This window comes from Anaplasma capra (genome assembly GCF_025628805.1).
GTDB classification, from domain to species: domain Bacteria; phylum Pseudomonadota; class Alphaproteobacteria; order Rickettsiales; family Anaplasmataceae; genus Anaplasma; species Anaplasma capra.
This window is the reverse complement of the sequence record NZ_JAOTBG010000001.1, coordinates 59,029-73,337: the sequence shown is the minus strand read 5'-3', so window position 1 is coordinate 73,337 and position 14,309 is coordinate 59,029. Positions and strand designations below refer to the sequence as shown.

Annotated in this window: 14 protein-coding genes; all 14 read left to right on the top strand. The window is 48.9% G+C overall.

Annotation, left to right across the window (positions count from 1 at the left end; genetic code table 11):
- The first annotated feature begins 7 nt into the window (after positions 1-7).
- The 14 genes from lpdA to OC187_RS00210 all read left to right on the top strand — a co-directional run bounded on the left by lpdA (position 8) and on the right by OC187_RS00210 (position 14,196).
- A complete protein-coding gene (lpdA, locus tag OC187_RS00275) occupies positions 8-1,423 on the top strand; it encodes a dihydrolipoyl dehydrogenase (protein ID WP_262997933.1) in 1,416 nt (471 codons plus the stop codon).
- On the top strand, positions 1,374-2,510 hold the full coding sequence (locus OC187_RS00270) for an efflux RND transporter periplasmic adaptor subunit (protein ID WP_263008468.1): 1,137 nt from the start codon (positions 1,374-1,376) through the stop codon (positions 2,508-2,510). The genes lpdA and OC187_RS00270 overlap by 50 nt, the downstream gene beginning before the upstream one ends.
- An 82-nt stretch (positions 2,511-2,592) precedes the next feature.
- Positions 2,593-2,841, top strand: coding sequence for a translation initiation factor IF-1 (infA, locus tag OC187_RS00265; protein WP_458693104.1), 249 nt, complete (start codon positions 2,593-2,595; stop codon positions 2,839-2,841).
- Positions 2,835-3,425 carry a Maf family nucleotide pyrophosphatase gene (locus tag OC187_RS00260; RefSeq protein WP_262997936.1) on the top strand — a complete coding sequence of 197 codons (591 nt, stop codon included), beginning with the start codon at positions 2,835-2,837 and terminating at the stop codon, positions 3,423-3,425. The genes infA and OC187_RS00260 overlap by 7 nt, the downstream gene beginning before the upstream one ends.
- Before the next feature lie 143 nt (positions 3,426-3,568).
- Positions 3,569-4,522, top strand: a complete 954-nt coding sequence (gene rpsB / locus OC187_RS00255) for a 30S ribosomal protein S2 (protein ID WP_396124679.1) — start codon at positions 3,569-3,571, stop codon at positions 4,520-4,522.
- Between the two features lie 60 nt (positions 4,523-4,582).
- A complete protein-coding gene (gene tsf, locus OC187_RS00250; protein WP_262997937.1) occupies positions 4,583-5,461 on the top strand; it encodes a translation elongation factor Ts in 879 nt (292 codons plus the stop codon).
- A gap of 20 nt (positions 5,462-5,481) precedes the next feature.
- On the top strand, positions 5,482-5,838 hold the full coding sequence (locus OC187_RS00245; RefSeq protein WP_263008467.1) for an Mth938-like domain-containing protein: 357 nt from the start codon (positions 5,482-5,484) through the stop codon (positions 5,836-5,838).
- Positions 5,838-6,653: a metal ABC transporter permease gene (locus OC187_RS00240; RefSeq protein WP_262997994.1), complete on the top strand. Its 816-nt coding sequence runs from the start codon at positions 5,838-5,840 to the stop codon at positions 6,651-6,653. The genes OC187_RS00245 and OC187_RS00240 overlap by 1 nt, the downstream gene beginning before the upstream one ends.
- Positions 6,654-6,912: 259 nt before the next feature.
- A complete protein-coding gene (locus OC187_RS00235) occupies positions 6,913-7,671 on the top strand; it encodes a hypothetical protein (RefSeq protein ID WP_262997938.1) in 759 nt (252 codons plus the stop codon).
- A 309-nt stretch (positions 7,672-7,980) separates the two neighbouring features.
- Positions 7,981-8,505 carry a ubiquinol-cytochrome c reductase iron-sulfur subunit gene (petA, locus tag OC187_RS00230; RefSeq protein WP_262997995.1) on the top strand — a complete coding sequence of 175 codons (525 nt, stop codon included), beginning with the start codon at positions 7,981-7,983 and terminating at the stop codon, positions 8,503-8,505.
- Between the two features lie 12 nt (positions 8,506-8,517).
- Positions 8,518-9,747, top strand: coding sequence for a cytochrome b (locus tag OC187_RS00225; RefSeq protein WP_262997939.1), 1,230 nt, complete (start codon positions 8,518-8,520; stop codon positions 9,745-9,747).
- A 1-nt stretch (position 9,748) separates the two neighbouring features.
- Positions 9,749-10,513: a cytochrome c1 gene (locus OC187_RS00220; RefSeq protein WP_262997940.1), complete on the top strand. Its 765-nt coding sequence runs from the start codon at positions 9,749-9,751 to the stop codon at positions 10,511-10,513.
- Between the two features lie 335 nt (positions 10,514-10,848).
- Positions 10,849-12,525, top strand: coding sequence for a hypothetical protein (locus tag OC187_RS00215; RefSeq protein WP_263008466.1), 1,677 nt, complete (start codon positions 10,849-10,851; stop codon positions 12,523-12,525).
- A 24-nt stretch (positions 12,526-12,549) separates the two neighbouring features.
- On the top strand, positions 12,550-14,196 hold the full coding sequence (locus tag OC187_RS00210) for a hypothetical protein (RefSeq protein WP_263008465.1): 1,647 nt from the start codon (positions 12,550-12,552) through the stop codon (positions 14,194-14,196).
- Positions 14,197-14,309 lie beyond the last annotated feature (113 nt).

Genomic DNA, 14,309 nt, shown 5'->3' with positions numbered 1-14,309 from the left:
TTTGAGTATGGGTGTGTGCGATTACGACGTTGCGATCATAGGTTCAGGGCCCGGTGGATACAAGTGCGCACTGAAGGCTGCGAAGCTTGGCCTTAAAGTTGTGTGCGTAGACAAGAATTCTTTGCTCGGGGGTACCTGCCTCAGGGTGGGGTGCATTCCGTCGAAAGCTCTACTAGATTACTCATATAAGTATTATGCTGCAAAGAATCTCTTTAAAAATTTTGGAGTCACGGCCAAAGATGTTAAGTTTGACCTCGGCAAGATGTTTGAGGTTAGGAGCAGGGAGATAGGTGCTCTTGGTGCGGGTATAGCGAGCCTGTTCTCTTCTGCGGGTGTTAAAAGATTATGTGGCACCGCGTCAGTGACACGCATCATCGATGGTGGTTTTGAAGTTAGCGTAGTGCACGAAGATAGCTCTTCGTGCACATTATCTGCTGGCAAGGTGGTGCTGGCCACCGGTTCCGTTCCGGCTTCGCTGCCTGGCATTGATATTGACGAAGTCAATATTATGTCTTCAGACGGGGCATTACACATGGATACTCCCGGTAAATTGCTGGTCATAGGGGGCGGAGCTATAGGGCTTGAAATGTCTTCTGTGTGGAGTAGGTTGGGTGCGGAAGTTACTGTGGTTGAATATGCGGACTGCATAGCCGCCGGTTTTGACTCAGAAGTTAGCAGGGCACTGTTGGGCTTTTTAAAACAGCAGGGCATTAATTTCATGCTGTCGCACAAAGTGGTGTCCATATCGGAAACGAAAGGAGGTAGGTTGTCTGTTAGCTGTACCGCGCTATCCAGTGGTGAGGTGTCCACTGTGGAGGTTGACAAAGTGCTTGTCTCAGTGGGGCGTAGGCCAAATGTTGATAAGGCGGTTTCCGTGGATGGGCTGGTACTCGATGATAGGGGTTTTGTTTCTGTAGATAGAAGATATGAGACCAGCATTAAGGGGATTTTTGCAATAGGTGATGTTATTGGCGGCGTGATGTTGGCGCATAAGGCAGAAATGGAGGGCTGTGCGGTTGCTCGGCTTATATCCGGTGATGGTGCTTCAAATGTTGATTATGGGGTTATTCCCGCTGTTATCTACACCCATCCTGCGGTGTCGTCTGTTGGGCGAAGCGAAGACTACGTAAAGAGCGTGGGGCACAATTATAGGGTGGGTAAGAGTAGTTTTGCCGCAAATGGCAGAGCGAGAATTACTGGTGAAAGTGAGGGGTTTGTTAAGGTGGTTTCGTGCGGAAACACGGGCACCATTCTTGGGGTGCATATCATCGGTGCGCATGCGGATACCATGATAAATGAGGCTGTTGTTGCTCTTGGCTATAGAGCCTCCTCTGAGGATATTTGCCATATATGCCACTCCCACCCGGATGTGAATGAGGTCTTCAGGGATGCGTGTGAAGTTGCTTGCTGTAGAAAAAGTTAGCGATATGTTTATGCATGTCCTGCGGCAGGTGACTGCGCGCCTAAGGTCACGCTATGGGCTCGCTGGTCTTCTGCTTACCGCGTGTGTGTTGTGGATCCTTAGTGGGCTGTTTTCAACGCGTGTGGCTAAGCAGCACGTTATTTCTGGTGTTCAGAAGCCATCTCAAATGATCAGTGTAGAGGAATCGCATGCTGAAGACAGGGAGCTGATTATGCATTTTGCCGGTGAAGTGCATGCTTCGAAGTTCATGGACATCCTGTCAGAAGTCAGTGGTAAGGTGGAGCGTATAATTGCTAAGAGTGGCAGGAAAGTTGAAGGTGGGCAAGTTATTCTCGAGATTGAAGAGCGCGGTAGAGCAGAGAGGTTGAAGCAGGCCGAAGCACTGTTAAAGCAGAGGCAGCTTGAACGCGATGCGTCAGAATCTCTCAGTAGCACCGGGTACAGGTCTGAAGCCCAAGACAATGCGGCACTTGTTGCACTTATGTCCGCGGAAGCTGATCTGAAAAACGCCCAGATAGAACTGAATAGCACACGAGTAAGGGCGCCGTTTTCTGGGATAATCGGTAAGATTATCCCCCAGGTAGGGAGTTTTGTGAGAAGAGGGCAGGCCGTGGTGCAGATTGCTAATTTTGATCAGCTGAGGGTTGCGTCACATGTTTCAGAAAAGAGCGTGTCAAAGCTTAAGCTTCAGGGGCCGGCTAGTGTTGTTCTCAGTAGTGGTGAAGTTATGCGTGGTAATATCGCCTTTATTGGAAGGATTGCTTCTCCGGGTACAAAGACGTATATGATCGAGGTTTTGGTCGATAATAAAAATGGGGTCTTTGTCACCGAAGGGATGGCTGCATCTGTCAAAGTACCTGTGGGCAAACTCAGGGCTCATAAGGTTTCTTCCTCTTCCTTGAGTCTCGATGATTCCGGTGCCGTTGGTGTTAAGGTTCTCGATAGTGAGAATACGGTGCGGTTTTTCGAAGTGGATATAGTTGAAGACATGGGGGGGCAGCTCTGGGTTTCTGGAGTACCTGATGATGTGAAACTTATAGCACGCGGTCACGAGTATGTGACAGTTGGTGCAGAAGTTAATATGTGACCTTAGAAGAGAATTTGAAACTAATTGCAATGGTACTGCGTATATTTTACAATGTCGGCCATGTAATTTCTTCTGGTATATGGTGAAAACTAAGGAGGGGGTAGTAAGAGTCGAGGGCGTAGTTACGAAGTTGCTCAGAGATGCCGTTTTTGTTGTAAAGCTGAATGACGGTTGTGAAGTCATGGCTCACGCTTCCGGTAGAATACGTAAAAGCAAAATACGGATCCTTATGCACGATCGGGTCATGGTTGAAGTGAGTTCCTATGGCATAAGCAAAGATGGTATCGGCAAAGGCAGGGTCGTTAGTAGGCTCAGGAATAAAGAATGCTAAAAATAGACAGTCTGGTACTGGCCTCTTCCTCTAAGTACCGGCTGGGCTTGTTGGGGCAGCTTGGTGTTATACCAGGCGAGGTAGTGCCTCCTGATGTTGATGAGGGCATACTGAAAGGGGAGCTACCAAGGCAGTATTGCATTCGCATGGCTAGGGATAAAACAGCTAAGGTGGCTGCTTTGCGGTCCGGTAGGTTTGTGCTTGGTGCAGATACTGTTGCCTATTGTGGTAGGAGGGTGCTGTTCAAAACGGAAGATAAAGATCGCGCAATGGAATATCTTGAAATGCTTTCTGGTAGAAGGCATAGAGTGTGTACCGCTGTCTGTCTATATGCTCCTGGCGGTCTGGTGCACGAGAGGAGCGTTGTGAGCGTAGTCAAATTCAAGAGTATGTCCAAAAGTGAGATGGACTTCTACGTGGATTCGGGACAGTGGAAGGGCAAAGCAGGGGGGTACGGAATACAAGGTCTAGCAGGTGCATTGATTTCTTGGATTCAGGGCTCATATTCCTCAATAGTCGGGCTTCCGTTGCATGAGACATATTGTCTCTTGAGCAGCTATTTCGATCTTAAACATATTCCTTGATAAAGGGCGTGGTGCCTGGTAACATCGTGCACCGGTGTGTTTTCTGCGCCGGCAGCGTGCCATTTCGCACATAGCTGTACAATGGTCCCGTGTATTCGGGTTGTGCTATGGTGGTTTAACTGTTGTAATATTTTGGAGTGATGATGGGCAATCTACCTGAGTTTAGTATCCGAGATCTAGTTGAAGCTGGGGTGCATCTTGGACACAAGGCTGGGCGCTGGAATCCAGCAATGGCTCCGTACATATACGGGGTGCACAAATACAAAGACATTCATGTTATAGATCTAAGAAAAACTCTGGTTCTGCTGAGGGATGCCTTGTCCGTGCTGTACGACATAGTACTCAAGAGGGGTAGAGTGCTGTTTGTCGGTACCAAGGTCCAGGCTTCAAACATGGTTGCTGAGGAGGCCATTCGCTGTAGCCAGTACTACGTAAATCACAGGTGGCTTGGGGGCACTCTCACGAATTGGGAGACTGTCTCTTCCTCAATTAGGCGCCTGGTTGAATTTGAAAAACTCATGAACAATAGCGATGGCAAGTTCACGAAGAAGGAACTTTTGATGCTTGATAAGCAAAGAGGGAAGCTGGAAAGATCGCTAGGGGGGATACGAGAAATGGGCGGGCTACCTCATGCTTTGTTTGTTATCGATACTAACAAGGAGCATATAGCAATCAGGGAGGCCAACAAGCTCAAAATTCCAGTAGTTGCAGTTCTGGATACAAATTCTGACCCGAACGGGGTGGATTACCCTATTCCAGGTAATGATGATTCCGTACGGTCAATAGACTTTTTCTGTCGTGCTGTGTCGAGCACAATTTTGGAGGCCATACGCTCAGACTTGGTAAATTCTGGGGTGGATGTTTCCTCTACTGCGAAGGCGGGTGATGATTTAGCATCTGGGAATGTGGTTCGGGATGAACGTGCACCGGGTAGCGAAATGCCCAGTGTTGATGGATCTGCTGTGGCTGATTCTGGTGTGCCCGAAGCCAGTTTGCCTAGCGCGGAAGAGGCTGCGCTGCCCGAATGTGGCCCGTTACCGGAGAATGCGTCCGGTGCTGATGTGCCTACAGGTGCATCACCGGATTCTGGTGTATAGACGCGATGTGACTTCCGAGTGGCGGATGCACTCTCTTGTTGTTGTTTGAGGTTGAGCATAATGAAGGTTGGTGTTGAAATTATCAAAGAGCTGCGTCAGATTACAGGTGCGGGCTTGGGTGATTGTAAAGAGGCGCTGGAGGCCTGCTCTGGCGATCTGGAAAAAGCTAAGGGATATCTGAGGGAAAGAGGGCTATCCAAAGCGTACAAGAAGTCACATAGGGACGCAGCTGACGGGTTGGTTGCGATCCGTGTCGAGGGAAATAGGGGGGCCATCCTGAAGTTAGGTTCTGAGACTGACTTTGTTGCGCGTAATGAAAAGTTTCGTTTCCTTATCTCGCAATTGGTTGGCAGCTTATTAAAATATGGGTCGGAAGACCTCTCCGGGTTTTCCTCATCTCCTTGCGAAGGTGTACCTGGCGTGAGCATTGCTGATGAAGTACTGAATGCTGCGGCTGTGCTTGGGGAAAACGTGGTTCTGAGCGGAATAGGGTTTTTGGAACTGGGTAGCTCTGGAGTTATTGGTAGCTACGTGCATGGCGCAGTGGCTGATGGTGTTGGGAGGTCTGGTGCCATAGTTTCCTTGGAGACAACCGCCGCAACGCAATCTGGGGAGCTGCTTGAGTTTGCGAAACAGCTTGCTATGCACGTTGTTGCGGCTAAGCCCGAATCTCTTTCGGTTGAGACCCTGGGTGGTGAGCTTGTTGAACGTGAAAGAGAAATAGTGGCAAAACAGGTGGAAGCGCTGGGTAAGCCTGAGTCTGTTGCAAGCAAGATAGTAGAGGGAAGGATGCAGAAGTTTTTTGAAGATATGGTGCTGCTGGAGCAGACATTTGTTGTCGATGGACAGACGAAAATTCGCGACCTTCTCAGTAAGAAAAGTCAAGATTTGGGATGTGAAGTGAGGCTTACCGCATATAGAATGCTCTCTATCGGATAGGGAGTAGTGAGATTGAGGCCTTGTCTTCCTTGTTGAATTCCATAGAGAGCTGCAGTGGGGCTAGCTTTACTGTTCGGGGGATTGTGTACAATGATTCCTCTGTCGTGTTTCCAGATCGTGTCGTAACGCTCACCTCGCGCGATCTGAAGCACTGTAATGTTGAGGTTGTACTCTCTCTAATGAAGGATGATTTGAGGATGGTGCCCATAGGAGTTGGCGGGGTTTTTGAGCAATTTTTGTGTACCCTTGCTGCCCGCTTTAGGGATTTGGGCATACGGCACGAAGTTATGTCGGTGGTTGCGGCGTGTGACACGTACAATGTTTTGCTACAGGAAAGTGAGCGCGTCTGTACTGTTCTACTTCTTCCCGGATTGTGATGTTTGATATTATTTCAGAGGATTTTTTCATTAACGGGATCCTCGCGATTCTGACTGCAAGCCTAATTACGGCGCCTCTGGGTTCGATTATGATCTGGAATAGGCTTGCGTACATGGGTGATAGTATAGCGCATTCATCACTCCTTGGTGTGGGAATTTCGCTGCTATTGCAGATAGATCTGTCCATAGGGGTGTTCGCTGTTGCCGTGATTCTTGCGCTGATAATCTCATACGCCATAGATAAAATACACTCTATAGATACCATTCTAAATATCACTACTAGTGTGGTTATGTCCCTCAGCATGATCTTGTTATCTCTGGTGCCACTGTCTAGCGAGCGTGTCATGAGTTCGCTGTTTGGTGATGTGCTCATGATAGAAGGGAGGGACCTGCTAGAAATGGCAGTGATCTCTGTGAGCGGTATATGCGTACTCATATGGAGATGGAAATACTGGGTGGCTGTTTCAATAAGTAGAGACCTCTCGTTATCTGTTGGTATTAAAGCACGTCGGATAAAAATGGAAATTTTGACGGTGTCTGCGCTTGCCATTGTGCTGTTTTCACGCTCGGTAGGGATATTGCTCATTACAGCGTTTTTGACGATACCGGCGTCAGGTGCCAGGTTGATCTCCCAAACTCCAGTACAGATGGTAATTATTTCTGTAGTAATCTCTGCAACCTCAGGTGTGTTAGGGTTATTATTTGCCGCGAAGTTTGACACATTTCCAGGTCCCATGGTTATTATTGCTTCCTTTTTCGTACTATTACTGATGCATCTTTCCAGGGGGTGGTTGGACAGGCGCTTTTTTGATTGAAACGCAAAGTGTAGGTGCCAGCTTTCCACTGTGGATAAAGCCTCTGTTTTTTTAATTGTTCTACAATCCAGTTGCTGCACGTGTAGGCAAGTACACCCAAGTAGTAAACCTGATCGTTTTTGGATTGAACACTAGCCCAGATGGGCATATCCACAATTATTTCCATCCCGAATAAAATTTTACGCTTGAATTTCTATATCAAAACTAGTATGCCTCTTGGGCCGTCGTTTTATAACATAAATTTGCTGAGGTGACAGAAGTGCTAAGATCTCGAAAGGTAGCGTCGCAATGTTTATCTGCTGCATGCGTTGCAGCAACAATTTCTGTTTTTTGCTCTAAGTATTTTGATGTGTATGAGGATGGTGAGGTTCTCAATGAATGCAAGAGGCTGAAGTCTGAGTTGGAAAACCTAGCGATCAAGCAATCCATAATGAAAAGCAGGGTGTCAGACCACTTCTCTTTGTTTTGCGTATTAGGCTCAATTGATACAGAGATTCCTGAAGGCTGGTTTCCGCCTGTAAACCATACTACTTGTATTGCACTTGATAAAACGGTGCGTACAGTTTGCAAGGTAGTTCTGGGTGCGGTGATTGGCTCTGTCATATTATTGTATGTGTTCAAACAACGTTTGGGGATTGGCCTTCATAAGGAAGGAGGCGGTGTGCTGTCTGACTTCGCAATTGCATTTATCGTGTCTTCGTTTGTAATCCTCGGCGTGCTCGGGTTTTGTTCTTCTGCAAGGCAGCAAGACTTCCAGAGAAAGCAAAGCCGTGAGCTCAAGAAGCTTGCCGACATGCATGCGAGGAGTCAGACAGATTGTGAGAAAATAGTTTGTAGTGCTGAGAGGTACAACTCTCTTCCTGAAGAGGTAAAGTGCAGCATAAGGAGTTCCGAGTATTTATCTGCGTTGGTGAAGGAGAAGATTGTGTCCGGGGTCTTCACAGATAAATCTGCGGAAGACATCAGGAAAAAGGTAGTGGGTAAATGTTGTGAAGAAGAAGCCGCTATCTGTGCCTGAGGTACCATGTGGGTTTATTGTGTTGCGACTCCTCGGAAGCATTCAATGTACATAATCTTCCTAGTGAGTGAGCTTCATTGCTCTTGTGTTGAGGACATATTTAAATACGGACTAGTGCAGCGACTTGTGGTTTGAGTTCGTGTATTTTACTAGGGCTGTGCAGGTGGGGTTTATTACGGCAAAATTTATTTGTGTTGTGTCTATTATTCACTATAATGTAGCCGCTGTGGCTCGTCGGTTAGGGTTCAGTGTACATGCGGGGGTGTTGCGGTGGTTGACGAAGAGGGCAAGCGTGTTCCGCGTATCGAGATGGAGCGTAGGGATTTTCTAGGTCTCACTACGCTTTCCATGGCGTGTGTGGGTTTGGCTTCTTTTGTGTATCCCTTGGTTGCATCCCTGAATCCTGCAGCAGATGTTGTTGCCCAGGCTACGGTCGAAGTGGATCTGTCTAGTATTAAGGAAGGTACCACTAAGATTGTTAAGTGGCAAGGGAAGCCGGTTTTCATACGCAGGAGGACGCCTGAGGAGATCGAAGAGGCTAGGGCGGTTGATGTTTCAAATTTGCGCGATCCTCAAAGTGACCAGCAGCGTACACGAATGGAGAGCGGTGAGTGGCTCATCATGCTAGGTGTTTGTACGCATTTGGGTTGCGTTCCCGTGGGTGCGAAAAACGGGGAAAAGGGGTGGTACTGTCCGTGCCACGGTTCTAAATACGATACTTCTGGTAGGGTGGTTTCGGGTCCGGCGCCCCTGAACCTTCCTGTGCCCGATTACTACTTTCTGAATGACAACACTGTGGTGATCGGTAAGAAGGGTGCCGGGTCTGCTGTATAGGGAGCACAAGATATGTTTGGCGGCAAAAGTAATTCTAGTAGACCGCTTATCAAGGGGATTCGTTCGTGGGTTGAGTATAGGCTGCCTGTGGGTAGCTTCCTGAAGCATGCGGGTGGCTACCAAGTGCCGAAAAACCTTAACTATGCGTGGAATTTCGGATCTCTTGCCGGCATTGCTTTGGTGCTTCAAGTCTTAACCGGTATATTTCTTGCAATGCACTACACACCGCATGTTGATTACGCGTTCGATAGTGTGGAGCGCATAATGCGGGATGTGCGCTATGGGTGGTTAATACGCTACACGCACGCGGTTGGTGCATCCTTCTTTTTTATTGTGGTGTACGTCCACATTTTTCGTGGGCTGTATTACGGCTCATACAAGAGGCCCAGGGAGCTGGTTTGGTTTTTTGGTATTATCATTTTCTTTGTGATGATGGCCACTGCGTTTATGGGGTACGTACTACCTTGGGGGCAGATGAGTTTTTGGGGTGCTACAGTGATTACCAATCTTTTTTCTGCTATTCCGCTGGTAGGAGAAAGTGTTGTTAGGTGGCTTTGGGGGGGATTTTCTGTTGATAATCCCACGCTTAACAGGTTCTTTGCGTTGCACTACCTACTGCCGTTTGTGCTTGTAGCTCTTGCGATGCTGCATATCGTGGCATTGCACAGATTTGGTTCAGGCAATCCCAGTGGTGTTGAGGTGAAGTCTAAGCGTGATACTCTACCCATGTATCCGTACTTTATAGTGAAGGACTGTGTGACTTTCGGGCTGTTTTTCGTCCTTCTGTACCTGTTTGTGTTCTATGCTCCAAATTATCTTGGGCATCCTGATAATTACATAGAAGCTAATCCGATGGTGACGCCGGAGCACATAGTGCCTGAATGGTACTTTCTGCCGTTTTATGCGATGTTGCGCTCTATTCCGGATAAGTTGCTTGGGGTTCTTACTATGTTTTGCTCCATAATAGTATGGTTTTTGCTGCCCATTCTTGATACGTCACCTGTGAAGAGTGGAAAATATCGCCCGATTTTCAAGATTTTTTACTGGGCATTCGTTTTAGATTTTTGTGCGCTCATCTGGTTGGGTGGGCAGGAGGTCAGAGAGCCATTTGTATCAATGAGCAGGTTGGCGACTTTCTATTATTTTTGTTACTTTTTTATCGTGTTGCCAGTGCTTTCTAGGTACGAACGGTGTGGTAAGCTTCCGGAGACTATCAGCGATGCCGTGCCGGAGATGAAATAAGATGTGGGGACGTGCACTAGCTTTGTTGGCTGCTTCCCTAGTGGTGTCTATTGTATGTTTTGATGGGGTAGCACGCGCTGGAGGGGCACATGCCGCTGCTAAACAAAAGTGGAAGTTTAGTGGCATCTTTGGATCTTTTGATAGGAGCGCAATACAGCGTGGTTACCAGGTGTATCGGGAGGTGTGTTCTAGCTGTCATTCCATGAATAGGATCGCATTTCGAAATCTGCGCGATGTGGGGTTTTCCGAAGAAGAGGTAAAAGTTATAGCTGGATCTCACTCCATAAGTGATGGGCCCAATGAAGTAGGCGAGATGTTTGAGCGGCCCTGCACGCCTGCGGATTATTTTCCCAGTCCCTTTCCCAACAAGGAGGCTGCCGCTGCATCAAATAATGGGGCTTACCCGCCCGATTTGTCTTTGATGATAAAGGCCCGCCACAATGGTGCCGATTACGTATACTCTCTGCTGACTGGCTATGGTGGGGATCAAGCTGATGAGAGTGGTTTGTATCCAAATAAATATTTTCCAGGAGGCAAGATTGCTATGGCACCCCCACTGTTTGAGGGTGTGGTTAGCTATTCTGACGGGACCGCGCCTAGCGTTGAAAATATTGCCCGTGATGTGGTAAATTTTTTGCAGTGGGCGGCAGAGCCTGAGATGGAGCACAGAAAAAAATTAGGGATGAAGGTAGTGCTTTTGTTGGTGGTTGGGACTGTTTTGGTTACAATAATCAACCATAGGCTTTGGAAGCCGCTGCGCAAGTAGTCGGGGGAGTCATTTCCCGATTCTAATATCATATCCTAAAGGGTGTTTGACGGGTGCTTTACGTGTGGGGTCTATTGTGCCCAGCTTGGTGTAGCGCGCTATCCGGGTTTTTTGATTGAATACCTCCTCCAGTTTAGTTGCGTAGAAGTTGCCTGAGTGAGTTTATACTCAAGCTCCAATAGATAAAATTCTGGATTGCGGGAGGGGCTTGTATCCGTGGATCAGCCTTGGGAGCATGTTGAGTGGTCTATACTCGTATAGCTGCACATTTTTGGTTGTATTATGGTTACAAATGCTGTAGTCTACCGCAGCGTGTTGCTTCTAGGGTTGATTGTATGCGAATCCTGCTGGCATTTTGTGCAGTTTGTTGTGGGCTGTTTCCCAGCTTTTCCCTCTTCGGTGATTCTATTTATGGTTCCTCTGATAGAGGTGGGATTGTGCCTCATGGTCGGGGCGATGCTGCGCGCGGTGCGGATGATGGGTTCTCGTTCGATGGTGAGATCCTCTTTTACAGCTGGAGAGGGCGTGCGATGCTTCCTAAGTTCTCGGGTGGTATTGGCCCCATGAGCTCGTTTGGAGACTCCATGAGGGCTGAGGGTAGAATCTCGAAAGATTTGGAATGGAGCGGAGATTGTGATTTCATTGGAAACTTGGCGTTTGAGTATGCTGCGGATTCGGGCATTTTGTACGGGGCGGATTTCCAGCTGTTGATACCAGAGGTTAGGAGTGCTGTTGAAGGTTCTGGTAAGGCGGTGGTGAATCGTGGTAGCAGGGTTTTCGCGCTTACTCCATATGGAAAGTTTTCCTTGGGATGTCAGGAGGGTGTTGAGTCTGTTGTTGCTTCTTTGAGTTCTGGCGGCGCGTTTGACGATTTTGTGCGCGGGCGGGACCTGACTTTGGTTAAGTACAAGCTTCCTACGCTAAAGGGTGATTTTCTGACTCACGGTGAGGGGTGGTGGTGGCTGCGTAGTAATGCGGCGCTGCTGTACCCCGGCCTTTATAGCGAATCCGTTTTTCGTGAGAATAGCGTAATAGATTACTATGGCTCTGATGAGCGCAGTAGGCATTACAGTAAGTATTTTGTGAATAATTTGCCGTTCAGGTTCTCTTATCAATCCCCCAAGCTTTTTGGGATCAAGTTTGGTTTAAGTTATTCTCCCACTGGATACGATGAGGGACTCTTCAGAGCGTATAACTATAAAGATGTGTTGTACGATGGAGAGCAGTGGGAGTTCGTTGATAATTATGCCGATGTGAGTGCGGAGCACGTGCGCCGCAGTGGCGGTGGTGCGCGCAGTAAATTGGGAGGTGGCGCACCTCAAGGAAGGCTTGCTGCCAGCGGGGGTGCTGCTCTTGGTTCTTCTAGGATTTTGCTCGCCGATGACGTGTTGTACGCTCCCGCCTATAAGCACGTCATCAGTGCCGCTGTATCAACTGACAGTACGTTGACTTTTGGCAGGGAGGCGGTCAGGGTTGGTGCTGCCTTTGCCGCAGAGTGGGCTCCTGCACGTGGGGTTGAGGGCTATGGGAGTATAGCTCCTGATGGTGGTTTTTGTGCGCTTTCGGCAGTTGGTGTTTCCGCTGGTCTTGGGGTGCGTGGTCTCGATTTTGGATTTGGGTATGGGTACCTGGGTACGTCGGGTTACTCGAGGGGTCGTATCGTTGGCACTGCCATAGAGTGGGATCGCGGTGGTGCGGACCCAGCTTGGCGCCCTTCGAGTTACCTTGTGGCTGGTTTGGGGTATGGCACCGGGCCTGTCCGTGCGGAGTTGTCGTATTTTACCAGTGTGAGGGGTGGGTATTTATTCTCGTCGGAAGTTGATGATTTTGGTGCGAGGGTTAGCTACGAGCTGTATCGGAGCATTGATGTGCAATGTGCGCTATTTCTCCAGCTGCACAGGGTTTCTGTGGGATATGATTTCGCTAAGGGTTTTGTGAGAGATAGCGGCGCTAGTGGCCACCTCTCTTATGATTTTGATGTGTTTATGTCAGGCGTGAAGTTGGTCTTCTAGTTAGGTCTAGTTTCGGGGGTGTATATGATACGTAGAGGTTCTCTTATAGCTCTGGCTGTGGCGGTGTCTCTTCTTGCTTCTGCTCGGGATGCGGTTGCTGCTCCCGATTCTCAGGAAGTGGGGAGGGGGCACGCCTTCGTCACTGGTCGGGTGCTCTCCTACGCGTGGCTGCTGGACGACGATCCAGTTGGGGATGAGCATGAGGGTCACAGGCGGGTTCGCGGTGATGAGAGCGTTCCCTGGCGTCGCAGCAGGTACGACGCGGGCGGAGCGCACGTTTTTGATCACAATCTTGGTAGCTGGGGGACGAATTACGATGCGGCGCTTGCTGTTGGTATGAGGTCGAGGAGTGATAGGCTGGGGTTGATTTATGGTGCGGATTTTGCGCTATCTGTGCCTATAGGGTCTTTTGGTAGGTCGTTCTATGATGAGATGGTTGGTGCTGGTAGCAGGATATTTGCCGATACTCCTTACGGTGATTTCTTCTTAGGATACCAGGAGGGCGTAGAGTCATCCATGAAGACGGATGTGCTGGGCCTGGTGCCCGGAGGAAGTAGCAGTGCGTGGGGTAAGTACCTGAGGTGCTTCTTGGGATATGCTTCTGGCATGCCGTTTCACATGTATCCCGGGTTGTACAGCGAAAATCTATTCCGGTCCATTGGCAGCTTTGATAGGGTTGGGGTCTTCAGGGAGACTCGCAGGTTTTTGGGAGTTTTGCCGATGAGGCTTTCGTACATTTCCCCAAAAGTCGGGGGGTTTTCACTGGGAATCAGCTATTCTCCGTCTGGCTACAGGGACGATCTTTTCAGAGGTGATGCCCATAAGCTCGGGGTTGTCCGCAAGGTCAGTGGCGGCGCGAGCAGCGCCTCTGCTAGCGGCAGTGCAAGCGGCGGCTCGGCAGCTGTTACAACTGCGGCAACAACACCCGGTAAACCAGAGCTTGCTCTTCTTGCTGTGCAACCTACTTTCGACTTGGGGCCCGTTTACAAGAACATACTAAGTGGTGCCCTGCGCTATGATTGGAAGTCTGAGGATGCGACATTTGGTGTGTCTGTTACTGGTGAGTACGCAAAGTCCAAGAGGTACACCGACATATACGTTCCAGGGGCGGATGATCCGTTTGTTGAGTACAACAATCTTGCTGCGCTGTCTACCGGTGCCGAGATAGGGTTTGCTGGGCTCAGGGTGGCTTTATCATACGGTTATTTAGGTAACTCTGGGCGTCCCAAGGTTATGAGCCGAGGTAACAAAGTGTGGGAAGTGCCGTATGGAGCTAGCCTTCCTTCCTATTACTTTGCTTCTTCCTTGGGGTACAGGTATGGCGACCTTTATTCCAGTGTTGTGTACTTTGTCAGCAGGGTTGGCCACACTATAGGTGCTTCTAGTGGTGGTGCGGCGCACAATGATTACAGGCTTGGGTTTGATGGAAAGCACATACTCAGAGACTTAGCTGTTGGGCTTGATTACAGCTTATACGATAGGAAGAATACGAGGCTAGGGTTGTTCGTAAGTTGTCACGCGTTCTCCTTAAAGCAGGAGCTCGGTGAGTTTAAGTTTGTTGAGGGCAGCGGTGGTGATGACGGCGATTATGCGCGCGTTGATCCAGACGAGCGGAAGCGAAGTAAGCACAGTGGAGTTGTAGTCCTATCGGGCGTCAAATTTGACTTCTAAGAGAGAATTCCGGGTTTTATGCTTGAGCAAGCCCGGGCTTCTTCTTGGCGATACTGGTTGTGGTTGGTGGCTGTTGTGTGTTCCTGCGGTCTGGTGTCGGGTGTTCGGATAGA

What these genes read in the sequence shown, in the direction of transcription:
- OC187_RS00215 (WP_263008466.1), top strand. Translation starts at nt 10,849, where the DNA reads ATGCGAATCCTGCTGGCATTTTGTGCAGTTTGTTGTGGGCTGTTTCCC.
- lpdA (WP_262997933.1), top strand. Translation starts at nt 8, where the DNA reads ATGGGTGTGTGCGATTACGACGTTGCGATCATAGGTTCAGGGCCCGGT.
- petA (WP_262997995.1), top strand. Translation starts at nt 7,981, where the DNA reads ATGGAGCGTAGGGATTTTCTAGGTCTCACTACGCTTTCCATGGCGTGT.
- tsf (WP_262997937.1), top strand. Translation starts at nt 4,583, where the DNA reads ATGAAGGTTGGTGTTGAAATTATCAAAGAGCTGCGTCAGATTACAGGT.
- OC187_RS00220 (WP_262997940.1), top strand. Translation starts at nt 9,749, where the DNA reads ATGTGGGGACGTGCACTAGCTTTGTTGGCTGCTTCCCTAGTGGTGTCT.
- OC187_RS00240 (WP_262997994.1), top strand. Translation starts at nt 5,838, where the DNA reads ATGTTTGATATTATTTCAGAGGATTTTTTCATTAACGGGATCCTCGCG.
- OC187_RS00210 (WP_263008465.1), top strand. Translation starts at nt 12,550, where the DNA reads ATGATACGTAGAGGTTCTCTTATAGCTCTGGCTGTGGCGGTGTCTCTT.
- OC187_RS00270 (WP_263008468.1), top strand. Translation starts at nt 1,374, where the DNA reads ATGAGGTCTTCAGGGATGCGTGTGAAGTTGCTTGCTGTAGAAAAAGTT.
- OC187_RS00225 (WP_262997939.1), top strand. Translation starts at nt 8,518, where the DNA reads ATGTTTGGCGGCAAAAGTAATTCTAGTAGACCGCTTATCAAGGGGATT.
- OC187_RS00260 (WP_262997936.1), top strand. Translation starts at nt 2,835, where the DNA reads ATGCTAAAAATAGACAGTCTGGTACTGGCCTCTTCCTCTAAGTACCGG.
- rpsB (WP_396124679.1), top strand. Translation starts at nt 3,569, where the DNA reads ATGGGCAATCTACCTGAGTTTAGTATCCGAGATCTAGTTGAAGCTGGG.